We start from the raw sequence: 26,809 nt of genomic DNA on the forward strand, positions 1-26,809 counted from the left end.
ATATAATCACCTCAAGTTATATTGTATCATGTTTGATTATATTTAAATACATTTTTAGTAACTATTTTGTTCCTCCTATAATTTTTTCTTTTTTACATTGTATAATTTTTACACATAATTTGTATTTCATTTAAAAACATCAATACCTTCTCATTATAAATAACTTCAATTCAAAAATTTACCATAACAAATTTTTATTATACTTATAATTTTATTGTATATTAAATTCCTTTTTCTTTAAACAATTTTCAATTTATCAATCCAATACTTGAAATTATAAAAATTCATTGACATATATAGCTTATTGTTAATATAATTATTATATATTGTATATATTTACATTAATTGAGCAAAAATACTTTTATTTATTAAGTATTGAAAGACAAATGACATAATTTATACTTCAATTGACAATTTACAATAAATTATGAAATCCTTATAATATTTTTTAAATTATTTATATAGTTTATTTTTAAAGCATATATATTTATTTAACAGACAATCTTTCTATTATTAAGTATGCTATATAAACTATACTTAGATGTAAATCCTACATCACAAGGACCATATTGTTTTTTCATGACAGTATGAAATAGTATTTTTATATCATTCAACCTTATTTTTTAGATTTTATGATTAAAAATCAAATAATCATATGATTAACATCTTCATTCCTCATTAGATTTGATAAAACTTCTAGATATAACTCATAACATAAATAATTTGTTAATATGAGATATATTATTTCCATTAGACAAATTTAACAGGAATAATAACATGAATTTACTAATATTATAGAGTATACGTATTTAGAGTATTGTTAAATACTGATTTCTCTTCGTCCTGTTTTTTCGGATGGAGAGTTTTTTATATATTTGAACTTAACTATTTTTATAAAATCTTTATTTCTAAGGAGTGATTTTTTTGAAATATAATGGAGCTGAAATTGTTATAAAGCTATTAGAAAATCAAGGCGTTGAATATATTGCTGGAATACCAGGAGGTTTTAATCTTCCAATATATGATGCCCTATATAAAAGCAATAAGTTAAAACATATCCTCGCTCGACATGAACAAGGTGCAGGATTTATAGCTCAAGGAATTTCAAGAGCTACAGATAAAGCTGGAGTATGCTTTGCTACATCAGGTCCTGGTGCAACAAATCTATTAACAGCCATAGCAGATGCTAAACTCGACTCTATTCCTCTTATTGCAATTACAGGACAAGTTCCCCTTTCTGCAATAGGTACTGATGCTTTCCAGGAAGTTGATGCATATGGACTTACAATACCAATAACAAAACATAACTTTCTTGTAAGAAATATTGAAGATTTATTCACAATAATTCCAGAAGCTTTCCATATTGCCTTAGAAGGAAGACCTGGACCTGTTCTTATAGATATTCCAAAAAATATACAGACTCAGGTTATTGAATTAGAAAAATTTCCAGATTCTTTATCAGAAAATAAAAATCATTCTAAAGATATTGAATATAATGATTCAATTGATGATAACAAAAAATTTGAATCAAATATATGTGGAAATATTGAACATAAAAATTCTTCAAGTACTAGAATACTTAAACGTTCAACTCTTGAATGCATGGCAGAACTCATAAATAATTCACATAGACCTATAATATATGCTGGAGGCGGTGTAATAAGAGCCAATGCTTCAAAAGAACTTTATGATTTTGCTAAAAAGAACAATATTCCTGTAACTTTAAGCCTTATGGGACTTGGAGCTTTTCCAAGTAATGACAGACTTAATATAGGAATGCTTGGAATGCATGGAGCTCCTTATACAAACTATTTAATGAATGAAGCGGATTTAATTTTAGCTTTTGGTACAAGATTCGATGACAGAGCAACAGGAAATATTGAAAAATTCTGTCCTAGAGCATCTATAATCCATATTGATATAGATCCTTCTGAAATAAACAAGGTTAAAAACAGCAGTCTTTCAATGGCAGCTGATATAAAGGATTTCTTAAGAGAAATACTTCCATTTCTCAATGAAAGAAACAGATCTTCATGGACTAAAAGAGTTGAGTGTTTCAAAGAGAAATATCCTTTTCCATCATATGAAGATCCTTTACACCCAGCAAATATAATTCCATATATTGCATCAAAAGTACCTGAAGATACTCTTGTAACCACAGATGTTGGTGAACATCAAATGTGGACAGCACAAAGATATCCTTTTAATAAGCCAAAAACTCTATTAACTTCAGGTGGTCTTGGAACTATGGGATTTGGTCTTCCTGTGGCAATAGGTGCAGCTCTTGCAAATAAAGAAAAAACTGTTTTATGTTTTTCTGGAGATGGATCAATCTTGATGAATATTCAGGAACTTGCAACTTTAGCGGATTTAAATCTTAATGTAAAAGTAATAATATTAACAAATCATCATCTGGGTCTTGTACGTCAACAGCAGCAGCTATTTTATAATCAGCATTATATAGCTTCTCATTTTATATCAAATCCTGACTTTAAAACTATTGCTAAAGGATTTGGAATAAATTCATGTGATCTTGGAGATGAAGAAAATCCACTTGGAAAACTTGATGAAATATTAATGGAGAAAGGTCCATGTGTAATAAACATTCCTATAGAAGAATGTGAGAATGTGCTTCCAATGGTGGCACCAGGAAAATCTAATCTTGAAATGATAGGAAGTGGCGAAAATGATTAATACTAATTTTTATCTTATAGAACTCCTTGTAAGAAACCATGCGGGTGTTATGAGCCATATTACAGGTTTATTTGCAAGACGTGCATTTAACCTTGAAGGCATACTATGTGCGCAGGTTGGAGATGGTACTACAAGTAAAATGTTTCTGCTTGTAAAAAATGATTCAGTCCTTGATCAGATAATAAAACAGCTTGAAAAACTCTATGATGTTTTAGAAGTTGCAATCCATCAGGATTATGATATGTCTGTATTCCAAAATCTTGATAAAGTTCTTAAAATAAATTAATTTAAGACTCTGGCCATTATATATGAATACTTCTTTTGTATTTATATAACTAATGACTGGAGTTTTTATTTTCTTGTCTCCTTTGCTTACTATTGTTTTTATATAAAGTATTATTAATCATTTCATATTCTTTATGATATAATATATGTTAGATTTATTTAACATTACGAGGTAATAAAATGAGTTGTTTAGGTAATATTATTTGGTTTATATTCGGTGGTTTTTTCAATGCCTTGGGATGGTTTTTCTTTGGTATTTTATGGTGTATAACAATAATCGGTATTCCAATAGGCCTTCAGTGTTTTAAAATGGGAAGACTTCAGCTTGCACCATTTGGAAAAGAAATTGTGGATTCTGAATCATCAGGATTAACTAGTTTTCTTTTAAATATATTATGGATAATTTTTGGTGGATTAGAATTATGTCTTGCTAATCTTGTTAGTGCATTTTTATTATGCATTACAATTGTTGGAATTCCTTTTGCCATACAATCTTTAAAAATGGCAAAACTTTCACTTATGCCATTCGGAAAAGAAATTATATAAAAATTTTAAACAGGAACTGTTATATTAAAAATTGTAACTATAATATCTAGCCTTATTATTTAATATTAAGACACTAAATATTGAATGGTTTAATTTTTATTAAACAGTTCCTTTTCCTTTTATAAAATCATGTTTTTTACATATGCTGCTCTTTATAATTTTTTATTGTATCTATAAAAATTCAAACAAAAAAATATATTCATCATTTCTTTTTGATAATAAACAATATTATTCATATATTCTAATAATAATCAAATGAATTTGTCAAAAATTCCTTTATTAATAATTGTATATTGTTAATTAAAACATGACTTTTACATGAAAAATAACTTCATCTAAGTATCCTTTTTTTACATCTTACACTCAATATATCACCTCTTACTCAATTTGTATTTACTTAAATTTTATGGCAGTTATAATAAAGCCATAGAAATGATTAAGAAAAGAGGATTTAATATGAAATTATTTAATAAGGATTTTTTTATGGTACTGATTGGACAGATTATTTCTCTGTTCGGAAATACAATTTTACGTTTTGCCCTTCCACTTTACCTATTGAATGTAACAAAATCTGCTTCACTTTTTGGAATAGTGTCTGCATGTTCATTCATACCAATGATTTTTGCAACACCTATTGGAGGAGTTTTTGCAGACAGAATTAATAAAAGAAATATAATGGTATGTTTAGATTTCCTTACTGCTGTTATAATAACTGCTGTTTCTATATTGATGGGAAAAGTAAATTTAGTTATTCTAATATTGCTATGTTTAATTATTCTCTATACAATTCAAGGAATATATCAACCAGCAGTACAAGCTAGTATACCTTTTCTTGTTCCTATGGATCAAATAATGAAAGCTAATGCAGCAATCAACCTTGTAGCTTCACTTGCCAATCTTATAGGACCAGTTTTGGGTGGTATATTGTTTGGATTTTTTGGAATAACACCAATTCTCTATATATCAGGCATATGTTTCCTTGCTGCTTCTATAATGGAGATATTTATAAATATACCTTGCCTCCAAAATTCTAACTCTGCAGATAAAAATAACAGTAAAAAATTATTTGATATAATACTCTCAGATATTAAAGAAAGCCTTCATTTTATGATTAAACACAGACCTGAAATATTAAAACTATCTTTTATAATTTCCCTATTTAATCTCATTTTATCTGCATGTGCAATGATTGGCCTTCCAATTATAGTCACTCAGAAACTTGGCCTTGATTTAGAAACTTCAAATGAATTTTATGGGTATGTTGAAGGGGCTATGGGTGCAGGTAGTCTTATTGGTGGTATTTTAGCGGGAACACTCAGCAAAAAAATCAATATAACCTGTGGACCTCTGTTTATTATTTTATGCAGTCTCACATTTTTCCCAATTACAACAATACTTACTATGAATTTCCCATTTATAGTAAGCTATGCTATAATAACTACATGTTCATTTTTTATGATGGCACTAGCGTCAATTTTCAGTATACAACTTATGTCGTGTCTTCAACTACTCACTCCAAACGAACTTCTTGGGAAAGTAATTTCCTGTGTGATGTGCATAGTAATGTGTGCCACACCTATAGGACAAGCATTATATGGAATAGCCTTTCAATATTTTTCAAATATTCCACAAGTCGTTTTTTTGACAGCCATGATATGTGCCTTAATAATAGGTTTTTCAACTATAAAGACATTTAAAAAAGTTGATAATCTAACAAAAACAATTCAATCTGGAATTTAGGTGTTTTTATGAAAATACAAATAAATATAGACGAATCATTACAAGATTTGGAAGTAATAATAAAATGTCCTGAAATGGATGAAACTGTGCAGACACTTCAGAAATATATCTCTGATATTTCAAACAGAAAAAGCAATCTTATATTTTACCAGAATGAAAAGGAATTCTATTTTTCTTTCAAATCAATATTATTTTTTGAGACATCAGAAAATAAAGTATATGCTCATACCAAAGATGCTATCTATCAAGTTCAGCATAAATTATATGAGCTTGAAGAAATACTTCCAGCATATTTTATGAGAATATCAAAATCTACGATTATAAATACACGTGAAATTTATAGTATAACAAAAAACATAACATCTTCAAGCAAAGTTGAATTTCGTGGCAGCCATAAAACAGTTTATGTATCCAGAAATTATTACAAAGCATTGAAAGATACTCTTCGCGATAACAGGTTATAAAAGAAAGGATGAACTCATATGACATATAATAAACATAACAGAATATTTATGGGACTTATATTTATTTTTGCTGCAATTGTACTATTGCTTGAAAAGCTAGGTTTCTTAGGTCATATTAATGTGTGGCCATTAATTCTTACAATCTTTTTAGTAATAATTATAGTTAAAAATATCCATCCATTAAACTTTTCAGGAATATTATTTCCAATTGCTTTCTTATGTATAATTTATGATAAACAATTAGGTATAGAAAATCTCACTCCTTGGACTGTGCTTTTATCAGCCGCTCTTGGTTCAATTGGATTATCTATAATTTTTCCTGATAAATCTCATAGAATTTTTGCTTCTAATAATTATTCTAAAGATTATGAATTTGATGTTATTGATAAAGAAGATGAAGATAATATTGTTCAAAAAACTTTATTTAGTGGAATAACAAAATATATCAACTCCAATGATTTTAAACAAGCTGATTTAGAATGTACTTGTGGAGGAATGGAAATCTATTTTGACAGAGCTAATATAAAAAATGGAAAAGCTATTGTAAAAATAAAATCAACATGCTCAGGAATAGAATTATTTGTTCCCAAAGAATGGGATATTGAAAATCATCTTGTAACAACCTTAAGTGGAGTTGAAACTAAAAATAAGAATATTCCTGATGGTTCAGCCACTCTTGTTTTAATAGGAGAAATCACCTTGACTGGCGTAACAATAATTTTTATATAATGACACTTAAAATAAAGAAACTGATTTTAAGAAAGAAAATATTCTCAAAATCAGTTTCTTTTTTACTAAATTATTTAACTATACAATGTATAATTAATATACTGAAAATCAATTTAATTGGATTTTAATAAATATATCTACCTATTATAGTTTACTTAATTTTTCATCTATAAGACCTTTACATACCTTTGGATTTGCTTTACCCTGACTCTTTTTCATAACCTGACCCATTAAGAATCCTGCAGCCTGTTTCTTACCAGCTTTGTAATCTTCAACAGATTGTGGATTAGCTGCTATAACCTCATCAACCATCTTTTCAAGTTCATCTGTAGAACTTATCTGCATAAGACCTTTTTCTTCAATGACTGCCATAGGGTCTTTGTTTTCATCAAATATATCTTCAAGAACTTCTCTTCCGATATTGTTACTTATTTTTCCCTCTTCTACAACCTTAAGAAGCTTTGCAAAATTTTCTGCTCCCAAAGTCATATCTTCTGATTCTATCTTCTTTTCATTAAGTATTCTCAAGATATCTCCAAGTATCCAGTTTGCTCCCATTTTAGGTGCTACTCCTTCTTTTACTACTGCTTCAAAGAATCTTGAAAGTCCTATATCTGAAATAAGTATATCAACTTCTTTTTCAGTAAGCTTATATTCATTTAAAAATCTTTCTTTCTTTTCATCTGGCATTTCAGGAAGTGATTTTCTTATTCCTTCAATTTGATCATCATAAAGAATAACTGGTGGAAGATCTGGTTCAACAACATATCTGTAATCATGAGCCTGTTCCTTAGATCTCATTGATATTGTCTTTCCTTTTGCTGCATCCCATCTTCTTGTTTCCTGAACAATTTTGTATCCTTCATTAAAGTTTATTAATTCTCTCTGTCTTTTTTCTTCCTTTTTAAGAGCTTTTTCAAGTTCTCTGAAAGAGTTTATATTCTTAAGTTCTACTTTTGTTCCATATTCCTCACTTCCAACTGGCCTTAAAGAAATATTGGCATCACATCTTAATGATCCCTGCTCCATACGACAGTCAGAAACTCCTGCATACTCAAGTATTGATTTTAATCTTCTTAAAAATTCTACTGCTTCACCAACACTTCTCATATCTGGCTCTGTAACTATTTCGGCTAGTGGCACACCAACTCTGTTATAGTCTATCAATGAAATTGGTTCATCTTCAACATGGACCAACTTACCAGCATCTTCTTCAATATGTATTCTGTTAATTCTTACCTTTACATGTTTTCCTTCATAATCATATTCAACAAGCCCTTCACCACAGATTGGTTTGTCAAATTGTGAAGTCTGGTAGTTCTTAGGAAGGTCAGGATAAAAGTAATTCTTTCTATCCATTTTATTGAACTTATTTATTTTACATCCAAGAGCGCTTCCTGCCTTTATTGCTAAATTTACAACTTCTTCATTTAAAACTGGAAGTGTTCCAGGTATACCTGTACATATTGGACATGTATTTTCATTAGGCTTAGCTCCAAACTTTGTTGAGCATGAGCAGAATATTTTTGTTTTAGATTTTAATTCAGCATGTATTTCAAGACCTATTACTGTTTCTAAGTTCATATTGATTAACCTCCTATAATTCCACCTTCAAAGACTGCTCTAAGCTGTAAGCTGCCTTGAATATTTTTTCTTCACATAACATATCACCCATTAACTGAACTCCTATTGGAAGACCTTCTTTTGAAACTCCTCCTGGAATTGATATTGCTGGTATGCCTGCCAAGTTTACGTTTATTGTATATATATCACCTAAGTACATTGCTAATGGATCAGCATTTTTTTCACCTAACTTAAATGGAAGTACTGGAGATACTGGCCCAAGTATTAAATCATACTTTTTAAATGTCTTTGATAAATCATGTTTTAATTTTGTTCTGAATTTATCTGCTTTATTGTAATATGCATCATAATAACCTGATGACAAAGCATAAGTTCCTATCATGATTCTTCTCTTAACTTCTGGACCAAATCCACCTGTTCTGCTCTTCTCCATTAACTCATCAACACTGTCAAACTTTTCTGGTCTGTATCCATACCTTACACCATCATATCTTGAAAGATTTGTTGATGCTTCTGCTGATGACATTATGTAATATGCAGCAAGTCCATCTTTTATTATTGGAAGTGAAAACATTTCTACGTCTGCTCCATTTTCCTTTAAAGTTTCAATAGATTTTTCTACTACTTCCTTTATTTCTGGATCTAATCCTTCACCAAAAAATTCTTCAGGAACTCCGATTTTCATTCCTTTTACACCATCTTTAAGAGATGCTGTATAATCAATTTTGGGAAGTTCTCTTATGCTTGTTGAATCATAAAGATCTGTACCAGAAATAATATTTAGCATATAAGCACTATCCTCAACATTTTGTGAAAATGGCCCTATCTGGTCAAGTGATGACCCAAAAGCAACAAGTCCAAATCTTGAAACAAGACCATAAGTTGGTTTAAGTCCAACAACTCCACAAAATGCAGCTGGCTGTCTTATTGATCCACCTGTATCAGATCCAAGTGATACAGGACACATATCTGCACCTACTGCTGCCGCTGATCCTCCTGATGATCCTCCTGGAACTCTAGTCAAATCTCTTGGATTTGCAGTTTTCTTAAAAGCTGAATTTTCAGTAGAAGACCCCATTGCAAATTCATCCATGTTAGTTTTACCAATGATTATTGCATCTTCTGCAAGAAGTTTTTTTATTACTGTTGCATTATAAGGTGGTATGAAATCTTCAAGCATTTTTGAAGCACATGTAGTGTTTACTCCTTCTGTACATATATTATCTTTTATAGCAATTGGAATTCCAGCTAAAGCTCCTAGTTTTTCTCCTGCTGCTATTTTTTTATCTATTTCTTTTGCTTTTTCTAAAGCCTCATCTGCCATAATAGTTAAAAACGCATTAACTTGTGGTTCTTTTTCTAATACATTCTTCAAATAAGAAGAAACTACTTCTTCACTTTTTAATTCACCGCTTTTTATTTTAGCAGCCATTTCTTTTAATGTTAGTTTCATTTTATTTTCACCATCCTATTATTCAATAATCTTTGGTACTCTTATATAAGTATCCTGCTTATCTTTAACATTTCTGAATAAATCATTGCATTCAAATTTCTTTACTTCATCTTTTCTCAATATAGGTTTTAATTCTTTTTCTTCCACATCATCATCATGTATCTCTAAATCAAGTTCATTAAGATACTTAAAATTCTCCAATATTCCTTCAAACTCACCTGCAAATTTTGCAGCTTCTTCTTCAGTAAAACTTAATTTTGCAAGTTTTGCTATATAATTTACTTCATCAATAGTTACATTCATAAATATATACACCTTTATGTTAGTTAATGGCTAAAAGTCAATTAAATAAATTATGGTATATGATTTTTTTATTTTTAATAGACTGACTTTTAGCCAAGCAACTAACCATCCTTTCTATAAATATTTTTCAGATTTATCATTAATTTATTTTTAAATATCCTTGTCTAAGCTTTATATTGTAAGTTCGACTTGCCAAAGTAAAATTTGGAGTCTTGCTTCGCTCCTTTTTATAAGGAAACCCGACTCACATTCGTTCGCTGGGTAAGTTCGACTTGCCAAATGTAAAATTTGGAGTCTCACTTATGGCATTAATCTCTTCATATCTCTTGGGAAGAGTGATGCTTCTCTTATATTTCCTAATCCTAACATTTGCATTGTTATTCTTTCAAGTCCTATTGCAAATCCTCCATGTGGTGGCATTCCATATTTAAATGTGTCTAGATAAAATGCAAAGTCCTCTATTTTCAATCCTAATCTCTCCATCTTAGCTTTCAACATTTCATAATCATGAATTCTCTGACCACCTGTTGTTATTTCAACACCTTTATATATTAAATCAAAGCTCTTTGTCATTTCATGATTATCTTCACATTCCATTGCATACATCGGTCTCTTTGCTGTTGGATAATCTGTTAAGAATACAAAATCACAGTTATATGTTTCTTTAACATATTTATAGAATAATGCTTCTCCTTCATTATCAATATTTCCTACTGGAGATTTCTTTCCAAATTCTCTTAATAATATTTCTTGTGCTTCTGCTAATGGAATTCTTGGAATATCTAACTCTTCTGGAAGTTCAATATCAAATAATTTTAATTCTTCTGCACATGTTTCTTTAACATGTTTAAACATATGTCTTAAAAAATCTTCTTCAACTTTCATTAAATCTTTTTCGTCTTGAATGAATCCCATTTCAACATCAAGACTTACATATTCATTTAAATGCCTCCATGTATTATGAAGTTCTGCTCTATATGCATATCCAACTTCAAAAACTCTTTCAAATCCAGCTCCAACCATCATCTGTTTGTAGAATTGTGGACTTTGTGCAAGGAATGCTCTTCTTCCAAAATAATCTACTGTGAACATTTCTGATCCACCTTCAGTACCTGAATTTATTATCTTTGGAGTGTGAATTTCTTCAAAATCATGACTCTTAAAATAGCTTCTGAAAGCTTCTTCTATTTCATTTTGAATCTTGAAAATAGCCTTTTTCTTAGGAATTCTAAGACTTATTGTTCTATAATCTAATTGAGTTTCAAGAGATACCTTATTTTTATATCCTTGAATTTCAAATGGAAGCTTGTCATAATAAACTTTTCCAGTTATATCAATGCTTCTTACTTCTATTTCAATTCCCTTTGGCGCTTTTTCATTTGCTCTTACTATTCCCTTAACTTCAATTGAATTTTCAAGTCTTAGACCTTTAATCTGTTCTTTAGTACATACAAGTTGTATAATTCCAGATTTGTCTCTAAGCATTATAAAAGATACATGAGATAAATCTCTTATTTTATGTACCCATCCTCTTAATAAAACTTCTTCTTCACCGTTTACTGCTAAATCCTTAATAAATGTTCTTTCCATTGCTTACTGCTCCTTTTCATATAAACTTCTTTCAATTAAAAGTAAAATATGTATTTTATTTACATCTGTTTTTTACAAAAAGTTTGAATAGTGCAATAAAGATCCTTAAAACAGACAACAAAAAAATCCCGTCTCTATGCACTTTTGCATAGGGACGAGATTATATATTCATATATCACGCGGTACCACCCAAATTTAACTTTTAAAAAGTTCGCCTCGGCAGACACAGAGCTTGTTTTATAAAGTAACCTGTTATTTCATAAAACAAACTCTGCAAATATTAAAATACCTTAAAAGTTAAATTTACGAAATAAAACATTTTATAATTACCATAACTTTCTCTATATCCTTCACATATAACGGTGTGATTCCGGCTAAGTCTACTTATCAATTAAACTAAATCAATGTTCGGTTAGCTGCTCCAAAGTGTTCTTTCAATCCAAGATTCATACAGATATCCCACCATCATCTGCTCTCTAAAAATCATCCATTAGGATTTACTTTTCTTCATCAATGCATCTTATTCATTTCTTTCTTTTAATCATCTCTTGATGATGTATTCATTATATTGCAGATTTATTTACAAATCAATAGTTTTTTTCAAAATTTTTTAATTTATTTTCAAATTCATTCTTTTTATACCATTTAATTGCATAACACTTACTCTTCCCAAATTAGTCATACTCTCGCTTTAAGCACTCTAAGCAATACTTTTATTTACAAAATAAAAACTTATAAAAATTTGTATCTCAATGAATCTACAGGATACATTTCTTTTCTCTCTAAACTGCTTTGTTTTAAATTATATATATTATTATATTTTTCAACAATTAAACTATAAATTTCTGATTCACACAAAAATAGCATCCCAATTATGACTAAAATAAAAATTTTCCTATTCATAAAAATCCTCCTTATTTAATATTAATATATCATATTTAGAACGCCATTAATACTTTTTTAGCATTAAAATATTTATTTTATAATCATTTTAACAAAAAACTCTCATATTTATTGGCAATGCATAATTATCAATAGACATAGGAGTTTTTAGGTTTTTTATATTTTTTGTATATAAATAAAACTTAAATGTAATTTTAAAACATTATATTAAAGCTGCAATATTTTTAATACTGCAGCTTTAATAAAAATGATATCTTGTTTATTAAAAATTCATAAAAATTATCATTGTAGCAATAATTATTTTCTGCAGTATAGATTTAAAGCTCTTTATTAAAGAACTTTAAATCTATAACCAAAAAAGACATACATTTTTTCAATCTATATATAATTAGTTGTTTTCAAAATCTTCAACACTAACGATAATAATTTCTTTCTACATGACGTGTAAACCCATAATCTATAATAACAGGTCGTCCATCTATAATTCCCCAGCTGCTTGTTTTTTCAAAATCACCTAAAAGCAGTTTATATTTTTGTTTAAGCCTCTGCATATATGGAGAATAATAAAATTCATCTTCATCTTCTGCATCAAAGTATCTCCAAATGGTTTTCATACTTCTTATTTTTTTGCCTTTTCTCATTATTAACATGCTGTAATCACTTGATACGCCAAATATCTCAGCAAAAATACCTGATGAATCTTCTTCCCAAATATAATACTCAGCTCTATTTTGCTCTACCCCTGCTCTATTTTTTGCAACTTTTACAACATAGCCATTCCCCAAATCATAAACGCGTCTTGAAGATCCAGAACCCAAATAATTATATCGTCCCATTCTTATTCCAAACATGATATCATTAAAATCTATAAACATTATTTTTACCTGCTTATTACTGATTTATTTTTATTCATTTGTAAATACTCTACATAGTGTATATTATTCATTGAATATAAAATCAGTTCACAGTTTGGTAATATTTATCTATCATTTTCATAAAAATTTATTTTTATGATTGTTTGAAATAATTATATAAGATATATTAATGCCTTTGCTTTTAACACTCTTCAATTCATTTTTTATGACTAAATTTCAATTTCAAAAATTTTTATATTTTAGTTAGATGTGAAAAAATCACCCTGTCTATATCAGTGACTAAAAATCACTATTATAAACAGGGTGATAATAAATTTTATCTATACTAAATATGATATTCCTAAATAAACATTATTTAGCAGTAATATAGCCAGTAGCAGTTAAGTATTCAGCAGATAAAACTCCACCACCTGCTGCTCCTCTTAATGTGTTATGAGAAAGTCCTACGAACTTATAATCAAAGATTTTGTCTTCTCTAAGTCTTCCCATAGAAATTCCCATTCCATTTTCAAAGTCTCTATCTAAATGAGTTTGTGGTCTGTTATCTTCTTCCATATATCTTATAAATTGCTTTGGAGCACTTGGAAGAGTCAATACTACATCTTCAGCTTTATAATTATTCCATGCATCTATAATTTGTTGTGCTGTTGGTTTATTTTTAAATCTTACAGAGATAGTTGCTAAATGTCCATCTAAAACAGCTACTCTTACACATTGAGCAGATATAACTGGAGATGTTGCATCTACTATTTCACCATTTTCAACAGTTCCCCATATTTTTAATGGTTCAATTTCGCTCTTTTCTTCTTCTCCTCCAATGAATGGAATTACGTTATCAATCATTTCTGGCCATTCTTTAAATGTCTTACCTGCACCTGAAATAGCTTGATAAGTTGAAACTACTACTTCTTCAAGACCAAACTGTTTTAATGCATTTAAAGCTGGAACATAACTTTGAATAGAACAGTTAGGTTTAACTGCTATAAATCCTCTCTTAGTTCCAAGTCTCTTTCTTTGACTTTCAATAACCTTAGCATGTTCACCATTGATTTCTGGAATAATCATTGGAACATCTGGTGTATGTCTATGTGCTGAGTTGTTAGAAACTACAGGAGTTTCACACTTAGCATATCTTTCTTCTAACTTTTTAGTTTCTTCTTTATTTAATGAAACTGCACAAAATACAAAATCAACTTTGCTACATACTTCTTCAACATTGTCAGCATCCATTATTACCATTTTCTTATACTTTTCTGGCATTGGTACAGCCATTTTCCATCTATCGCCAACTGCTTCTTCATAAGTAAGACCACTTGATCTCTTACTTGCTGCTAAAGCTACAACATCAAACCATGGATGATTTTCCAAAAGACATGCAAATCTTTGTCCAACCATACCAGTTGCCCCAATAATACCGACTCTTAATTTCTTTTCCATTTTTAAAACCACCTTTTAACTTTCATCTTTATTTTTCTGTAGTAATAACATAAACTACTTACAATATTGCAGTTATATTAATTATTTATAATTAAATAAACATTATAAATACTAAATTGCTATTTATACAATAGATTTCATATAAAGTTCCATTATAAATATATAATTTTTTTCACAAACTTGCAATATTAAATGATAATTGTTAACCCCAAATAAGTAAGTTTTTGTTTTCCTGTCAGAATTATGATATCATAAATTTATTCATTAGTAAAATTGATAATTTAAATTAAATACATCAATTTTTTTGATAGGAGTGATTTATATGGATTTTAAACAGCTTAATGCATTTTTAACCATAAGCAGATTACAAAGTTTTACTAAAGCAGCAGATGCTTTAGGATATGCACAGTCCACTATTACAACTCAGATTAAGCTTCTTGAAAGTGAACTTGATGTAAAATTATTTGAACGCATAGGAAAAAGTACAACACTTACACATGAAGGAAAAAAACTTCTTCCATATGCAAAACAAATCTTAAAATTATCTACAGATATAAAATCAACAGTCTCAAGTGAAGATAAACCAAGCGGGACACTTACTATAGGTGCTGCTGAATCATTATGTGTTCTTCGCCTTCCAGAAATACTTAAAGAATACAGACGTCTTTATCCTGATGTAGATGTTTCATTAAAATTTGGAAGCTGTGCTGATTTCAGACATTATTTGTCTGAAAATCTTATAGATGTAGCCTTTTCACTTGGTGTAAAAATAGATTCTGATGAATTTATTTCTGATATAGAACTTCCAGAGCCAATGCTTATCTTGGCTTATCCTGGTCATCCACTTATAGGAAAAGAATCTATACTCCCTATAGATATAGAAAACGAATCGCTTATTTTAACAGAAACAGGATGCAGCTACAGAGCTGCTTTTGAAAGAATATTAAAAGATGCAGGAATAAAACCAAAGATAACCCTTGAAACTGGAAGCGTACAGGCTATAAAACAATTTACAATGAGTGGACTTGGAATAACCCTTCTTCCAGAAGTTGCTGTAAAAGATGAAGTAGATTCTGGCAAATTAATACCTTTAAACTGGGCTGGTCCATCATTAAATATAATTTCTCAAATAATATATCACAAAGATAAATGGATATCTCCTGCATTACGTCAATTTATAGCACTTGCAAATAAATTCCTAAAATCAAGAAATTTTTGATTATTTTTAATACATTCTATGTTCATTTAATTTTGATATTTATTAACATAAAATTGTAAATTTATAAAAAATAATTAAGCATAACTCAATACACCTCAGTATAGATTATGCTTAATCATTTTCATATTTATTATTTAATTATATCTTTTTAGTTATTTCATTTAATTCTCCTATGATAGAATTAAGTTCATCAATTGATGCAGATATCTGTTCTATTGCAGCTGACTGATTATGTGAAACTCCATTAATACGATCTAAACCAGAATCAATTTCACCAATTCCTCCAGAAATTTCTTTTATTATTCCACTAATTTTCTCTACTGATTCCTTAGATGTAGTAGATAATTTTCTAATTTCTTCAGCAACTACCGAAAAACCTCTTCCCGCTTCTCCTGCTCTTGCTGCTTCAATTGAAGCATTTAATCCTAAAAGATTAGTTTGTGATGATATATCTTCAATTATATTTAATATTTCATCTGTATCTTTTGCCTTATGTGTTGTTTCATTTGTCTTCTTTAAAAGATCAGCATTCATTGATGCCAATTCTTGAACTCCATCTGCTACTTCTCTCATTCCACTAGATACTTGTCCCATAGATTCTGAAAAATGTTTTACTATTTCAAACAACTTATCTCTATGTTCCAAATTGACAATAATATTTAAAGTTCCAACTACTTGCTCATTTTCAACTAATGGAAATATATAGCTTTTATTATCCTCTTCTATATATTCTTTTGGAATTCTCATAATAAATGGTTCTCCTGTTGCAACCACTTTCTGCCCTACTTCCCCTAATTTATCTCCAACCTCAAATGGAACCTTATATGAAGTTGGTTTCTTCAAGTAAAGGCACTTTTCTCTATCAGAAACTGCTAAAATTGATTCATCCCCAAATATCATACTTAAGTAAGGTATTAAATTTATTATATTGTTAAATATCTGTTTATCAAATTGATTCTCATCCATTTTCTTTCTCCTCTCATAATTCATTTAACAATATTATACCATATAATTCATAATATAAAAATATAAATCAAATTTCTATGATTTTAGATAGTACTTTTTATGTTTTTGACTACTATATCAATATCTCATCTGATTGCCTATCCTTCTTTTATGCCTCATGTATTTCACTATATACCTAATAATTAATAATACCTACACTCAAAACTATGACAGCCAAAAAAATCTCACCAAATTCTACAAAATTATCCCCTATTTAAATATATTGATGCTAATTGTTCTAGGTTATTTTTATTTAAAAAATAAGAAACCACCGAATCAAAGGTTGTATCTATATATACTCCTTTAAAACGGCAGTTTCCTATTAAATAAATTAAAACTCAATAACTTCTGGTTTTATTCCCGCATTTCTTAATTCTTTTACTGCATCCTGATAATTTTTTTCCTCTGGTGCTGCCTTTACAGCTTCTTCATAGCAATACAAAGCTTTCTTCTCATCTTCAAAATGATAATAACATGCTGCAAGTTTATTTAACAGCATATGATTTTCTCTGTTCAATCTAAGTGAAAGTTTATAATATTTTACTGCCATCTTATAGTTTATTTTAAGTTTATCTGTTGGATCAAACTCTAATATATCTTCTCTTGATAAATAAATATTTCCCATGCATTCATAAACATATGCCATTAAATCTGGAATTTCATTTTCTTTGTCTTTTACATTTTCTGCAATACTATTAAATATATCAAGAGCCTCATCACTATTTTTTAATTCCATAAAACAGAATCCAATATTAGCAAGGCTATCTATATCTTGTTTTTTACTATTATAATACTTAAATGCCCTTAAAGCTTTTTCATATTCACCTGTAAATCTAAATCCAAGTCCTTGAAGAAATACAGAATAAATATTATTTTTATCAAATTCATAAGCCTTTAAAGCAAAATATAAACCTTTTTCATAATTTCCTCTGTCTATTTCACTCTTTGAAATTCTGTTTAACAGCTTTGCCATCTCTTCTTCTGTAGTTACCTGTCCACCTGTAATTCTTATTTTATGCTCTTCTAAAAATGAATTTATTTTCTCTTGAATATTGTTATTTTCCATAATTACACCTACTTCTATAAATTTTCCTCATATCATTATAACATGTACTTAAATTTATAAAAATAACTGCTTTTATTTTTTGCTATTTAATTTTTGTGCTGAATAAATGGACCTGCTTCCATTGAATATATAAGAAATACAACATACTATAAAAAATAGAGGCATATATTCAAATCCAAATACCTCTGCACCTATAAACATTGGCGCAAGAAATGTATTTGTAGCACTTCCAAAAACAGCTGCATATCCAAGTGCTGCACAAAGTTCTAATGGCATTCCTAAAATTGTTCCAAGAAATATACCAAGACTTGCTCCTATAGAAAACAGTGGTGTAACTTCCCCTCCTTGAAAACCTGCTGATAGTGTTATTATTGTAAATATAAATTTTAATAACCAGTCATAACTATATATAACATTTCCATTAAAACTACTTGAAATTATATTTGTTCCAAGTCCACAATATCTTCCTTTATGAAAAATCATCAATAAAATGCTTACTATTATTCCCACAAAAAATATTCTTAATATAGAATTTTTTAAAGTCTCTCCAAGTATATTTTTAGCTTTTCCAAGTATATATGCAAACATGCCTCCAACTATTCCAAATATAATTCCAATTATGATAATCTTTCCTACAAAAGAAACAGTATAATTTACATCTATATTTAACAAAACTGTAAACTTTTCAAGACCTAAAAGACTTGATACAGTACTTGCTGTAAATGCTGCAATAAGAGATGTAAACAAAGCGTCATATTCCAATATTCCTGCAGTAAGAACCTCAATTGCAAAAAACACTGCTGCTACAGGTGTCTGAAATAACCCTCCAAAACCTGCTGCCATACCTGTAACAATAAATATTTTTTTGCTGTTTTTTATATTAATCCATCTTCCAATTGTATGTGAAACAGTTGCTCCAATCTGCACCGCAACCCCTTCTCTTCCTGCACTTCCTCCAAAAAGATGTGTAATCCATGTACTTATTATTGTTAATGGAACCAATCTCTTTGGTATTGTCTCTACTTTTCCATGACCTGTTTCAAATATAAGAGTCATTCCTTTTACACTTTCTTTTCCAATTTTATTATATGTATATATAATCAATACTCCTGCAACAGGTAAAAACGGAAGCAGTCTCAAAGGATTTTTATCCCTTAATTCTGTTATCGAAATAAGCACTTTTCCAAAACAGGTATCAATAATCCCCACTATCGCTCCTATCAATACTGATAATATTCCCATAATTAAAATATTTTTATATTGTTCATATATTTTTTTTAACATATTTTTAGCAGAATAATATATATCTGCTATTCACACTCCTTTCTTGATTTCCTTATTAAAAACTCATTTTAGAAAATTCATATAGAATTTTATTTATTCCTCAATTCTTATAGGAATATAATTTTCTATAGAATTAAAAAAAGCTGATAATTTCTGCGTAAAACGCAGAAGTCATCAGCATAAACAGCACTTTAGAATAATATCAAGGGAGACCTCATTCCCTAAATTAAATTTTATATAATATATTATATCTTGTCAATCCTTATCTAAATCTTCTTTTGAATTATAATGTAATAACTTCTCATTTAATTTGTCTGCCATTTTTTCATCATTTTTATAACTTATCACAGTAACTGCTATATATACAATTGAAATCAAAATTACAAGTATTATTGTCTCTATAAAAAAATCCTTCTCAATCCATTTAAAAATATAAGCACTTACAACTACAAGGATATTCATAAGAATATAATGTATTATATTTTTAATTCTTTCCATTTTCTTGGATAAATCATCTTTAAGCATTAAAATAGTAGTTATAAAAGCTGCTATTAAAGATACTGTTAATATCTGCCAGAAAATTGCTATAGAAAACAATGTCTGTCTATTAAAAATAAATATAAATATTGCTGCTGAAATCATGGCTCCAGTATTTATAAAGCAGAAATATTCTAATAATCTTCTGAAAAATCTGTTCATAAAACCCCTCCTATATTCCCAGTTTTTTCTTTAAAACTGGTACAAATTGTCTTGATATTATTACTTTTTCATTATTCTTTAAAAGAGCTTCAAAACGTCCATTAAATGCTGGACTGATTGATTTTATCTTGCTTATATTTAATATTGTTGATTTTGATGATCTGAAAAAATCACTTTTTTCATACTCTTGTTCAATCTCATAAAGTCTTAATTTTGTTTCAAACACTTTATTTTCACAATATATAAAAGTTTTATTATCAACTGATTCAAAATAATACACATCTTTAGGTTCTATCATGATAATTCTTCCATTTAAAAAACCTGCAATCTTTCTTCTTTCCATCTTTACGCCATAAATCATCTGTAAAATTGATTCATCTATATTATTGCATCGTATTATTATCTCTTCTTCTTCATCTTCTTTTATATCCTCTATAATTATCTTCATCAATTTCCTCCCTGATATGAGTATTATATGAATATATTATAATACTGAAATCTCTATTTATCATGAAATTTCTTTTCACAGTGCTATCTATCCTTTATCTGTCTATTCTTTAATATGATAAATGAACATGTCATAAAAATAAGTCCACTTCCAAGCAGTATTGCAATTTTGACTGCATTATTTACCCATACATCATCAATTGAGACAATTATGCCCATATATTCTTTATATCCTATTACAATTGATTCATCAATATTGTCAAACACAATATTGATTGGTTTCTCAGAAAATATTTCCCTCATTACAGCTGTTCCATAAACAATAGGAAAACACTTCAATATCTTTTGAATAATATCAGGAAAATTTCCCATTGGAAGATATATTCCTCCAACAAATCCTACAAGTGTTCCAACTATAGTGCTCAATCCTGAAAATGCACTATTGGAATGTACAAATATTGACATAAAAAATACCATACATGTAGATGAAAATACAATTACCATTATAAATATTAATGCTTTTATTATACTCATGCATTCTAATGCAGTTCCTCCAGTGCATACTATATAGATTTCTGATAGAGCAAAAGTCATAAAACACATTATACAACCTATTATAATTGCTGCAAATACATAGCCTAGAATAAGTTTAATTCTATTTACCACTATTATTCCTGCCATCAGCCATGAATTAATCAAATATTCTGCATTTTCTTTTGTTGTTTTTGTCATTTCCATAACTTGGTCTACATTCAATTTCCCTAGAAAAACCAAATTCAAAAGTATTATTATAATCATTGAAAACAATGAAAAAAATACTGCTTTTTATGCTTTTGAAGTTCCTCTATACCCTTCCATAAAATTTTTCTTGTTTTAGGATCAAGTCCTGTTGTAGGCTCATCTAAAAATAATATTTCTGGTGAATTCATAAGAGCACGTCCTATATCACATATTCTTTTCTGGCCACCTGAAAGTTCTCTATATTTTTTATTTATAATATTATCAATATTTAGTATTTCAACTATATCCTGAAAATTTTTATTTACTTTTCTGTTATCACTTTCATAAAGAAAGCCTCTTATAAGAAGGTTCTCTTTTACTGTGAGATAATCATCAAGACAATTATTTTGAAAAACAACACCTATCTTATTCCTTATCTTTTCATTTTCTTCTCCTAATCTAAAACCACATATTTTTACATCTCCACTTGTCATTTTATACAGAGTACACAGCATATTTATAGTTGTTGATTTTCCAGCACCATTTACCCCTAAAAATCCAAATATATCACCTTTATTTACACTAAAACTTATATTATCAACTGCATTAAAATTTCCAAATGTTTTTACAAGATTCTTAACTTCTATAACTTCATCCATAAAAATAACCTCCTGAAAAATTTTTAATAAATATATTTATCGTTGTTAATAAGTATATTCTAATATAAAATTCATGCAATAAAATCAGATGTGAAATACATTTGGATATGTTTAACCTGAGAAATCTGCTTTGCAAGATGCATATAAATTATTTCAATCTAAATTAAAACATTTTCCATTTACTTAAAAATAAGTATAATAAAAAAGTGAGAAGCAGATATCTGATTTTCCTACTTCTCACTTGATATATGTTCTAATAATAATCAAAAAAATCTTATAAATATTTTATACTTGGCTGTGAATTATACATTATTAATTGAAATACATGTTATTCATTATAAAAATCAATTACCTTTTCCACATATTCTTTCTGAATATCATCTGTTTCAAAATAAATCTCATGTTTTGCATTTTCTATACGTACAAGTTCACAATCTTTTGCATACTCTGCAAATTTATTCTGACCTTCTGGCTTTACATACGTATCATCGCCAGATTGAAATAATAAAACAGGTATTTGAACCTTTGATGCGTTTTCTTTTTTAGTTACTCTTTTTGTGAATTTCAAAGCTTCATCCAGCCATTTATAAGAGCCTTCTCCTCTTTGAAAATCTTCATTTTCATTTACCATATCATTAACATAAAGCCATCTATTTTCACTTTTTGTTGAAACTGAACTAAATGAATATGCTGGAGAAAATGGACCTTTCCCCATTATATATTTTCCTCCCTGTCCCAAAACAACTTCTATTCTTGCTATAATTCTTGCCATAAATTCTGGAACATTACCTGTATTAACTTGAAGCATTGGTGCATTTAAAATAGCTTTATAAAAATATTCTGGATATGTTTCAAGAAATCCAGCTCCAATTCCTCCACCCATTGAATGTGCAAAAAGAAACATTGGCTTACCTTCATTTTCTTTTGTAACAATCTCATCCATAAAAATCTTAAAGTCATTGATGTAATCATCAAATGAATCCACATATATCTGTGATTTATCAGCTACTCCAAGACTTCCAGATCTTCCATGTCCTCTATGTTCTATTCCAAATACATTATACCCATTATTTAAAAAATAATAAATCATCTCATCATATTTTCCAAGAAATTCAGTATACCCATGAGAAATAACAATATTTCCTTTTGAATTGTCTACCTTATAGACTTCATAATATAAGTTAACATCACCTGTTCCCTTTATATATCCATTGTGCTTTCTGCTTTCAATATAAGGATTCACAGTATTATCCATGCCTTCCTTGTAATTCTTTTCAGAAATATAAATCTTATCAAATTCAGATTCATTTAAGTCTGATTCTCTATCTTTCTGTGAACTGTTATCAGATTGAGTGCTGCCATCAGCCAGAATCTGTACACTGCTGTTCTTAACTTCATATGCATAAACATTTTTCTGGAATCCTGTTAAATTTAAAAAAATCATCCCAGCTGACAGTGTACATATATATAATTTTAAAATTTTCTTTTTCAATATAAAACCTCTTCCCTGTAAACTTTAAACAATATGCTCAGTCTGTCTTTTATTTATTCTTCAAGCAGTGAAATTACCCACTTGCCACAGGCTGTGCATTTATGTATTGTTATTACAAACAGATCAAAGTGCTTTCCTGCAGCTGCGATTCCTAAAGCATCACGTTCTTCCTTTGTAATAAATTCGTCATTCTCATCTATATATCCTATAATTTCAACAAGAAGATTTTTCTTAGTCTTATCACAGCATCCATTGTCTCCTGCCACTTCAATCATCTCATAAGAAAGAGATGGACTAAGTTCCTGTATTATTGGAATTAAATCTTCAAATTCTCTTATATCGTCTAAGTAATCTTCCTCATAAAATACAAGATCTTTTACCTGAAATAATTTTTTCATATGCTTCTCCAATCAATTTATTTTAGTTTTTCAACTTACTCTATAGTATACTATAAGTATATTATTTATAAAAGATATGAAGTTAATAAACTATACACTATCTTTACTTTTTAAAAATTATTATGACTTTAAATAAATCACCATCGAGTTCAATTTTAAACTTGCCATTTTGAGCTTCTATAAAACTCTTGGCAATAGCAAGACCAAGGCCTGATCCTTCTGTATTTCTGGATTTATCACCTCTCTGAAATCTTTCAACTATTTCATCAGCCTTATAATCAATTTCTGCTGCTGACATATTTTTTATGATAACTGTAACATCTGCAACATTTTCAATAATATCTACATAAACTCTGGAACCTTCCATTGAATATTTAGCAACATTACTAAATAAATTTTCAAATACCCTGAAGGTTTTCTGACTATCCAGTTTCAATATTATTCTGCCATATGGAAAATTATTTTTCATCTTTAAATCTGCATTTTGAATTTTATCAGAAAGTTCAAATTCTACTTGTTTTATAAGTTCAATAATGTCTACATCAACAGGATTTAACTGAATATTTCCACTTGTAGCTTTACTCACTTCAAATAGATCCTCAATAAGAAATTTTAATCTCTGAGATTTCTTATCTATTGTTTCAACATAAGATTTTCTCTCATCCTCAGTGATATTATCATTTTTCAAAAGATCAACATATGTTATTATTGATGTTAAAGGTGTTTTTAAATCATGTGATACATTTGATATAAGATCAGTTTTCATCTTCTGGCTTTTGACTTCTTCATCAACAGCCTTTTTAAAGCCAGACTGTATTTTCTTAAGTTCATCCTTAAAGGAATTGAATATTCCAAGATCTTCACTTATTTCAAAATCCAGATTCCCATCTGCTATTTTATTTGTAGCATTTAAAAGACTTTTATAATTTTCTCTTACTCTATCATAATATTTTCTTATGACAATAAACAAAATCACATTATAGATTAATGCTGGAAATACTCCAAAGAGCCATATAACACTTATTCCTGAAATCACAATGAAATTAACAGTAAGAATTTTTATTATCACTTTATTAGATTTGTCCCTTAAATCTATATGACTTAAATAATCAAATCCACATTTAGCTTTTCTAATTATAAATCTTAGACATCTTATGACTATGACTTTTTCTTTTAAATATCTTTTAAATCCATATTCAAATATTCCTTTAATATATGTCATTCCACTTAATATAAAATAGATTACTGCTATCCATACTAAAAAATTAACAAAATATATTACTATATTATCATAAGGAGTACTCATTTTTAAATATTGCAACATTTCTACTTACTTTCCATTTGCAGTAACTTTTACCATATAAGATACAAAAAATATTAAAAATACAAATGATACAGAATATAAAATTTTATTTTCTCCCCTCTTTCTTTTTTAACTGAATAAGCCAATAAGTATTCTTTCCCCTGATAATAAATTAATCACTTCATTGACTATACTCATATAATAATCTGTCTTTTTTAAAATTAACCCCATATAATTCTAAAGAAATTCTAAAGAACTTTAGAAAATATTCTGCATAAAAAAGACCATTGCTTAAAGATTTAATTTCTGCCTCATATAATATTTCAATTTAAAAATCAATACTATATGAAGTTTAAACTCTTTAAAACAACAGTCTCTCATGTATAAATTTAAAAATAAACTATTTAATTATCATTGTTCGTGCAGCATCTTCTATTGTTCCCTGAGATATATAGTGAAGATACATTGCAGGAGACTCCTCACCATTTACAATATCCTCCATTGTCATATTCACCATATTATCATTTACAACATTTGTGCTTCCTGTAGTTCCATTAAAAACTGCAAGATGTCTGTTATTATATGATAAAACCCATATAAGATCTCTGCCTCTCATTTTAGGGCAGTATCTCTCTATGAGAATATTAATAAAATCCTTAACGCTTCCATCAGAGTCCACACCTATGATTGCTCCATGAGGTGCATTACAGTCATCTGCTGCACATATGCTGTCTCTGGTCATTTTAACTCTTATCCGTCCATTATTTTTTTTAACTACTTTCTTATTTTTAGTAAAAAGCCCCATAACTATTTTCCTCCCCAGCTATTTAACTTCTGCTTATTTAAAAGTTTCCTCAAAAGCATCTATACATGCTCTGTTTTTAGAATTATCTAAAACTGCAAATATTATATTATCAAAATACCCTATATAATTTTCATCATAAAGTAGAGATCTCCAATATTCTGCTATAACTTTAGGATCATTTCTGAATACTCCACATCCATAAGCTCCAAGAACCAAATTTTTATCTTTGTTATATGCAAATACTGACAAAATCATTCTCATTCTGTTTTTCATTACTTTCTTCGCCTTGACACCATCTTCCTTTTTCAATAAAACCTGACCATAGTTTACTGCTGGAGCTGTTAAAATTGAAGCTGTAACCGGATTTTCCAATAAATTCAATTTATCATCTCTTATAAACACAACATCTTTAGAATAAATCATATAATTGGTATACATCATACTTTTAAAATTTCTATTAGCAACATAATATTCTTCATTTTTAATCTGTGTAGGATACAGTCCAGTACCAACTGCAATACTTTCTTCCTGAGCTAATGCACCATTTAAAAATCCACCTCCTGGATTTTTTGCACTTGCAAAATTCAATACACCTATACTTTTGGTTTTATTATCACACAATTCCAAAACAGCCTTAACTGTAGACTCATTTACAATTTTAATTATTGATTTATTTTTTTCATTACCATTTATATATTTTTCACTTATTGATTCAGCCTCTTCAGGCTTTATAACAAAACTATTTTCTAGAGATTTTTTGTGAATATCTGATATATCTATTTTCCGGCCTTCCACACAGTAAAATCCTTGCTTAAAAATCTGTAGAGTTTCTTTAGCTGCTTCTATTCTTTTACTTTTTTTCATTTATACCACTTCCTATCTGATTTCACACATTTATCCAATAGCTCAATCACCTTTTCTTTATCTCTTAATTTATTAATCCATCTTTTTGGAATGTTATCAAAACCAAATAATATTCCAGCAAGACCACCAACAACTGCACTTGTAGTATCAGTATCATTTCCTAGTGCAATTGCACTTTTTACTGCATCTTCATAACTTTTAGCAGATTTTAATATCATAAAACTGCTTTTTAAGCAATCTACAAC

At 28.6% G+C, this 26,809-nt stretch carries 26 protein-coding genes and 1 pseudogene; 7 read left to right on the forward strand and 20 right to left on the reverse strand.

All coding sequences use genetic code 11. The features are described 5' to 3' along the window. Nucleotides 1–924 precede the first annotated feature (924 nt). From ilvB to Q0F58_RS08665, 6 genes are all read left to right on the forward strand, one after another. Nucleotides 925–2,694, forward strand: coding sequence for a biosynthetic-type acetolactate synthase large subunit (ilvB, locus tag Q0F58_RS08640; RefSeq protein WP_294375096.1), 1,770 nt, complete (start codon nucleotides 925–927; stop codon nucleotides 2,692–2,694). Continuing rightward, nucleotides 2,687–2,980 carry an acetolactate synthase small subunit gene (gene ilvN, locus Q0F58_RS08645; protein WP_294375098.1) on the forward strand — a complete coding sequence of 98 codons (294 nt, stop codon included), beginning with the start codon at nucleotides 2,687–2,689 and terminating at the stop codon, nucleotides 2,978–2,980. Before ilvB ends, ilvN begins: the two co-directional genes overlap by 8 nt. Nucleotides 2,981–3,159: 179 nt before the next feature. Next, the gene (locus tag Q0F58_RS08650; RefSeq protein ID WP_294375100.1) at nucleotides 3,160–3,525 is read left to right on the forward strand and encodes a YccF domain-containing protein; all 366 of its coding nucleotides are present in this window, start codon (nucleotides 3,160–3,162) and stop codon (nucleotides 3,523–3,525) included. A gap of 456 nt (nucleotides 3,526–3,981) precedes the next feature. Then, nucleotides 3,982–5,265, forward strand: coding sequence for an MFS transporter (locus tag Q0F58_RS08655; RefSeq protein ID WP_294375103.1), 1,284 nt, complete (start codon nucleotides 3,982–3,984; stop codon nucleotides 5,263–5,265). Nucleotides 5,266–5,273: 8 nt separating this feature from the next. Continuing rightward, nucleotides 5,274–5,729: a LytTR family DNA-binding domain-containing protein gene (locus Q0F58_RS08660; RefSeq protein ID WP_294375106.1), complete on the forward strand. Its 456-nt coding sequence runs from the start codon at nucleotides 5,274–5,276 to the stop codon at nucleotides 5,727–5,729. A gap of 18 nt (nucleotides 5,730–5,747) precedes the next feature. Then, on the forward strand, nucleotides 5,748–6,458 hold the full coding sequence (locus tag Q0F58_RS08665) for a LiaF transmembrane domain-containing protein (RefSeq protein WP_294375109.1): 711 nt from the start codon (nucleotides 5,748–5,750) through the stop codon (nucleotides 6,456–6,458). Between the two features lie 144 nt (nucleotides 6,459–6,602). On the opposite strand, the gene gatB is transcribed toward Q0F58_RS08665, so the two are convergent. From gatB to asd, 7 genes are all read right to left on the reverse strand, one after another. Beyond that, on the reverse strand, nucleotides 6,603–8,042 hold the full coding sequence (gatB, locus tag Q0F58_RS08670) for an Asp-tRNA(Asn)/Glu-tRNA(Gln) amidotransferase subunit GatB (protein WP_294375112.1): 1,440 nt from the start codon (nucleotides 8,040–8,042) through the stop codon (nucleotides 6,603–6,605). 13 nt (nucleotides 8,043–8,055) lie between these two features. Next, the gene (gene gatA / locus Q0F58_RS08675) at nucleotides 8,056–9,495 is read right to left on the reverse strand and encodes an Asp-tRNA(Asn)/Glu-tRNA(Gln) amidotransferase subunit GatA (protein WP_294375115.1); all 1,440 of its coding nucleotides are present in this window, start codon (nucleotides 9,493–9,495) and stop codon (nucleotides 8,056–8,058) included. Nucleotides 9,496–9,513: 18 nt separating this feature from the next. Next, nucleotides 9,514–9,798: an Asp-tRNA(Asn)/Glu-tRNA(Gln) amidotransferase subunit GatC gene (gene gatC, locus Q0F58_RS08680; protein WP_294375118.1), complete on the reverse strand. Its 285-nt coding sequence runs from the start codon at nucleotides 9,796–9,798 to the stop codon at nucleotides 9,514–9,516. 300 nt (nucleotides 9,799–10,098) lie between these two features. After that, the gene (gene aspS / locus Q0F58_RS08685) at nucleotides 10,099–11,388 is read right to left on the reverse strand and encodes an aspartate--tRNA(Asn) ligase (RefSeq protein ID WP_294375122.1); all 1,290 of its coding nucleotides are present in this window, start codon (nucleotides 11,386–11,388) and stop codon (nucleotides 10,099–10,101) included. 732 nt (nucleotides 11,389–12,120) lie between these two features. Beyond that, nucleotides 12,121–12,291, reverse strand: coding sequence for a hypothetical protein (locus tag Q0F58_RS08690; RefSeq protein ID WP_294375125.1), 171 nt, complete (start codon nucleotides 12,289–12,291; stop codon nucleotides 12,121–12,123). 413 nt (nucleotides 12,292–12,704) lie between these two features. After that, a complete protein-coding gene (locus Q0F58_RS08695) occupies nucleotides 12,705–13,166 on the reverse strand; it encodes a hypothetical protein (RefSeq protein ID WP_294375127.1) in 462 nt (153 codons plus the stop codon). A 351-nt stretch (nucleotides 13,167–13,517) separates the two neighbouring features. Next, nucleotides 13,518–14,603: an aspartate-semialdehyde dehydrogenase gene (gene asd, locus Q0F58_RS08700; protein WP_294375129.1), complete on the reverse strand. Its 1,086-nt coding sequence runs from the start codon at nucleotides 14,601–14,603 to the stop codon at nucleotides 13,518–13,520. Nucleotides 14,604–14,925: 322 nt separating this feature from the next. On the opposite strand from asd, the gene Q0F58_RS08705 reads away from it, so the two are divergent. After that, nucleotides 14,926–15,822 (forward strand): LysR family transcriptional regulator, encoded by an 897-nt coding sequence (locus Q0F58_RS08705; protein ID WP_294375131.1) that lies wholly within the window; start codon nucleotides 14,926–14,928, stop codon nucleotides 15,820–15,822. Between the two features lie 138 nt (nucleotides 15,823–15,960). Here the strand turns inward: Q0F58_RS08705 and Q0F58_RS08710 are convergent, their stop codons facing one another. The 13 genes and pseudogenes from Q0F58_RS08710 to Q0F58_RS08770 form a co-directional block, all read right to left on the reverse strand. Continuing rightward, nucleotides 15,961–16,788, reverse strand: a complete 828-nt coding sequence (locus Q0F58_RS08710; protein WP_294375133.1) for a methyl-accepting chemotaxis protein — start codon at nucleotides 16,786–16,788, stop codon at nucleotides 15,961–15,963. Nucleotides 16,789–17,158: 370 nt separating this feature from the next. Further along, entirely contained in the window at nucleotides 17,159–17,893 is a 735-nt protein-coding gene (locus Q0F58_RS08715; RefSeq protein ID WP_294375135.1) for a tetratricopeptide repeat protein, read from the reverse strand. Between the two features lie 72 nt (nucleotides 17,894–17,965). Further along, entirely contained in the window at nucleotides 17,966–19,102 is a 1,137-nt protein-coding gene (locus Q0F58_RS08720; RefSeq protein WP_367118162.1) for a chloride channel protein, read from the reverse strand. A 330-nt stretch (nucleotides 19,103–19,432) separates the two neighbouring features. Next, nucleotides 19,433–19,876 (reverse strand): DUF3021 family protein, encoded by a 444-nt coding sequence (locus tag Q0F58_RS08725; protein ID WP_294375140.1) that lies wholly within the window; start codon nucleotides 19,874–19,876, stop codon nucleotides 19,433–19,435. A gap of 10 nt (nucleotides 19,877–19,886) precedes the next feature. Next, nucleotides 19,887–20,324, reverse strand: coding sequence for a LytTR family DNA-binding domain-containing protein (locus Q0F58_RS08730; RefSeq protein ID WP_294375143.1), 438 nt, complete (start codon nucleotides 20,322–20,324; stop codon nucleotides 19,887–19,889). A gap of 83 nt (nucleotides 20,325–20,407) precedes the next feature. Next, a complete protein-coding gene (locus tag Q0F58_RS08735) occupies nucleotides 20,408–21,061 on the reverse strand; it encodes a hypothetical protein (RefSeq protein ID WP_294375146.1) in 654 nt (217 codons plus the stop codon). A gap of 56 nt (nucleotides 21,062–21,117) precedes the next feature. Beyond that, nucleotides 21,118–21,702, reverse strand: a complete 585-nt coding sequence (locus tag Q0F58_RS08740) for an ABC transporter ATP-binding protein (protein WP_294375148.1) — start codon at nucleotides 21,700–21,702, stop codon at nucleotides 21,118–21,120. Nucleotides 21,703–22,030: 328 nt separating this feature from the next. Beyond that, complete coding sequence (locus Q0F58_RS08745) at nucleotides 22,031–23,194, reverse strand: alpha/beta hydrolase (protein ID WP_294375150.1); 1,164 nt, start codon at nucleotides 23,192–23,194, stop codon at nucleotides 22,031–22,033. Nucleotides 23,195–23,247: 53 nt separating this feature from the next. Next, the gene (locus tag Q0F58_RS08750; RefSeq protein WP_294375152.1) at nucleotides 23,248–23,592 is read right to left on the reverse strand and encodes a hypothetical protein; all 345 of its coding nucleotides are present in this window, start codon (nucleotides 23,590–23,592) and stop codon (nucleotides 23,248–23,250) included. A 103-nt stretch (nucleotides 23,593–23,695) separates the two neighbouring features. Beyond that, a pseudogene (locus tag Q0F58_RS08755) lies at nucleotides 23,696–24,862 on the reverse strand (sensor histidine kinase); the annotation flags it as partial. Between the two features lie 433 nt (nucleotides 24,863–25,295). Next, nucleotides 25,296–25,700, reverse strand: coding sequence for a hypothetical protein (locus Q0F58_RS08760; protein ID WP_294375154.1), 405 nt, complete (start codon nucleotides 25,698–25,700; stop codon nucleotides 25,296–25,298). Nucleotides 25,701–25,733: 33 nt separating this feature from the next. Next, on the reverse strand, nucleotides 25,734–26,564 hold the full coding sequence (locus Q0F58_RS08765) for a TIGR02452 family protein (RefSeq protein WP_294375157.1): 831 nt from the start codon (nucleotides 26,562–26,564) through the stop codon (nucleotides 25,734–25,736). Next, a partial coding sequence (locus Q0F58_RS08770) for an ADP-ribosylglycohydrolase family protein (RefSeq protein ID WP_294375159.1) occupies nucleotides 26,561–26,809 on the reverse strand: 249 nt, incomplete at its 5' end. The genes Q0F58_RS08765 and Q0F58_RS08770, both read right to left, overlap by 4 nt.

This window comes from uncultured Clostridium sp. (genome assembly GCF_934754915.1).
Classification (GTDB): Bacteria; Bacillota; Clostridia; order Clostridiales; family Clostridiaceae; genus Clostridium.

What these genes read in the sequence shown, in the direction of transcription:
- Q0F58_RS08660 (WP_294375106.1), top strand. Translation starts at nt 5,274, where the DNA reads ATGAAAATACAAATAAATATAGACGAATCATTACAAGATTTGGAAGTA.
- Q0F58_RS08695 (WP_294375127.1), bottom strand. Translation starts at nt 13,166, where the DNA reads ATGTTTATAGATTTTAATGATATCATGTTTGGAATAAGAATGGGACGA.
- Q0F58_RS08710 (WP_294375133.1), bottom strand. Translation starts at nt 16,788, where the DNA reads ATGGATGAGAATCAATTTGATAAACAGATATTTAACAATATAATAAAT.
- Q0F58_RS08650 (WP_294375100.1), top strand. Translation starts at nt 3,160, where the DNA reads ATGAGTTGTTTAGGTAATATTATTTGGTTTATATTCGGTGGTTTTTTC.
- gatC (WP_294375118.1), bottom strand. Translation starts at nt 9,798, where the DNA reads ATGAATGTAACTATTGATGAAGTAAATTATATAGCAAAACTTGCAAAA.
- Q0F58_RS08730 (WP_294375143.1), bottom strand. Translation starts at nt 20,324, where the DNA reads ATGAAGATAATTATAGAGGATATAAAAGAAGATGAAGAAGAAGAGATA.
- aspS (WP_294375122.1), bottom strand. Translation starts at nt 11,388, where the DNA reads ATGGAAAGAACATTTATTAAGGATTTAGCAGTAAACGGTGAAGAAGAA.
- Q0F58_RS08740 (WP_294375148.1), bottom strand. Translation starts at nt 21,702, where the DNA reads ATGGATGAAGTTATAGAAGTTAAGAATCTTGTAAAAACATTTGGAAAT.
- Q0F58_RS08765 (WP_294375157.1), bottom strand. Translation starts at nt 26,564, where the DNA reads ATGAAAAAAAGTAAAAGAATAGAAGCAGCTAAAGAAACTCTACAGATT.
- Q0F58_RS08705 (WP_294375131.1), top strand. Translation starts at nt 14,926, where the DNA reads ATGGATTTTAAACAGCTTAATGCATTTTTAACCATAAGCAGATTACAA.
- Q0F58_RS08750 (WP_294375152.1), bottom strand. Translation starts at nt 23,592, where the DNA reads ATGAAAAAATTATTTCAGGTAAAAGATCTTGTATTTTATGAGGAAGAT.
- gatB (WP_294375112.1), bottom strand. Translation starts at nt 8,042, where the DNA reads ATGAACTTAGAAACAGTAATAGGTCTTGAAATACATGCTGAATTAAAA.
- Q0F58_RS08735 (WP_294375146.1), bottom strand. Translation starts at nt 21,061, where the DNA reads ATGGAAATGACAAAAACAACAAAAGAAAATGCAGAATATTTGATTAAT.
- gatA (WP_294375115.1), bottom strand. Translation starts at nt 9,495, where the DNA reads ATGAAACTAACATTAAAAGAAATGGCTGCTAAAATAAAAAGCGGTGAA.
- Q0F58_RS08690 (WP_294375125.1), bottom strand. Translation starts at nt 12,291, where the DNA reads ATGAATAGGAAAATTTTTATTTTAGTCATAATTGGGATGCTATTTTTG.
- Q0F58_RS08715 (WP_294375135.1), bottom strand. Translation starts at nt 17,893, where the DNA reads ATGGAAAATAACAATATTCAAGAGAAAATAAATTCATTTTTAGAAGAG.
- asd (WP_294375129.1), bottom strand. Translation starts at nt 14,603, where the DNA reads ATGGAAAAGAAATTAAGAGTCGGTATTATTGGGGCAACTGGTATGGTT.
- Q0F58_RS08655 (WP_294375103.1), top strand. Translation starts at nt 3,982, where the DNA reads ATGAAATTATTTAATAAGGATTTTTTTATGGTACTGATTGGACAGATT.
- Q0F58_RS08760 (WP_294375154.1), bottom strand. Translation starts at nt 25,700, where the DNA reads ATGGGGCTTTTTACTAAAAATAAGAAAGTAGTTAAAAAAAATAATGGA.
- Q0F58_RS08665 (WP_294375109.1), top strand. Translation starts at nt 5,748, where the DNA reads ATGACATATAATAAACATAACAGAATATTTATGGGACTTATATTTATT.
- ilvN (WP_294375098.1), top strand. Translation starts at nt 2,687, where the DNA reads ATGATTAATACTAATTTTTATCTTATAGAACTCCTTGTAAGAAACCAT.
- Q0F58_RS08725 (WP_294375140.1), bottom strand. Translation starts at nt 19,876, where the DNA reads ATGAACAGATTTTTCAGAAGATTATTAGAATATTTCTGCTTTATAAAT.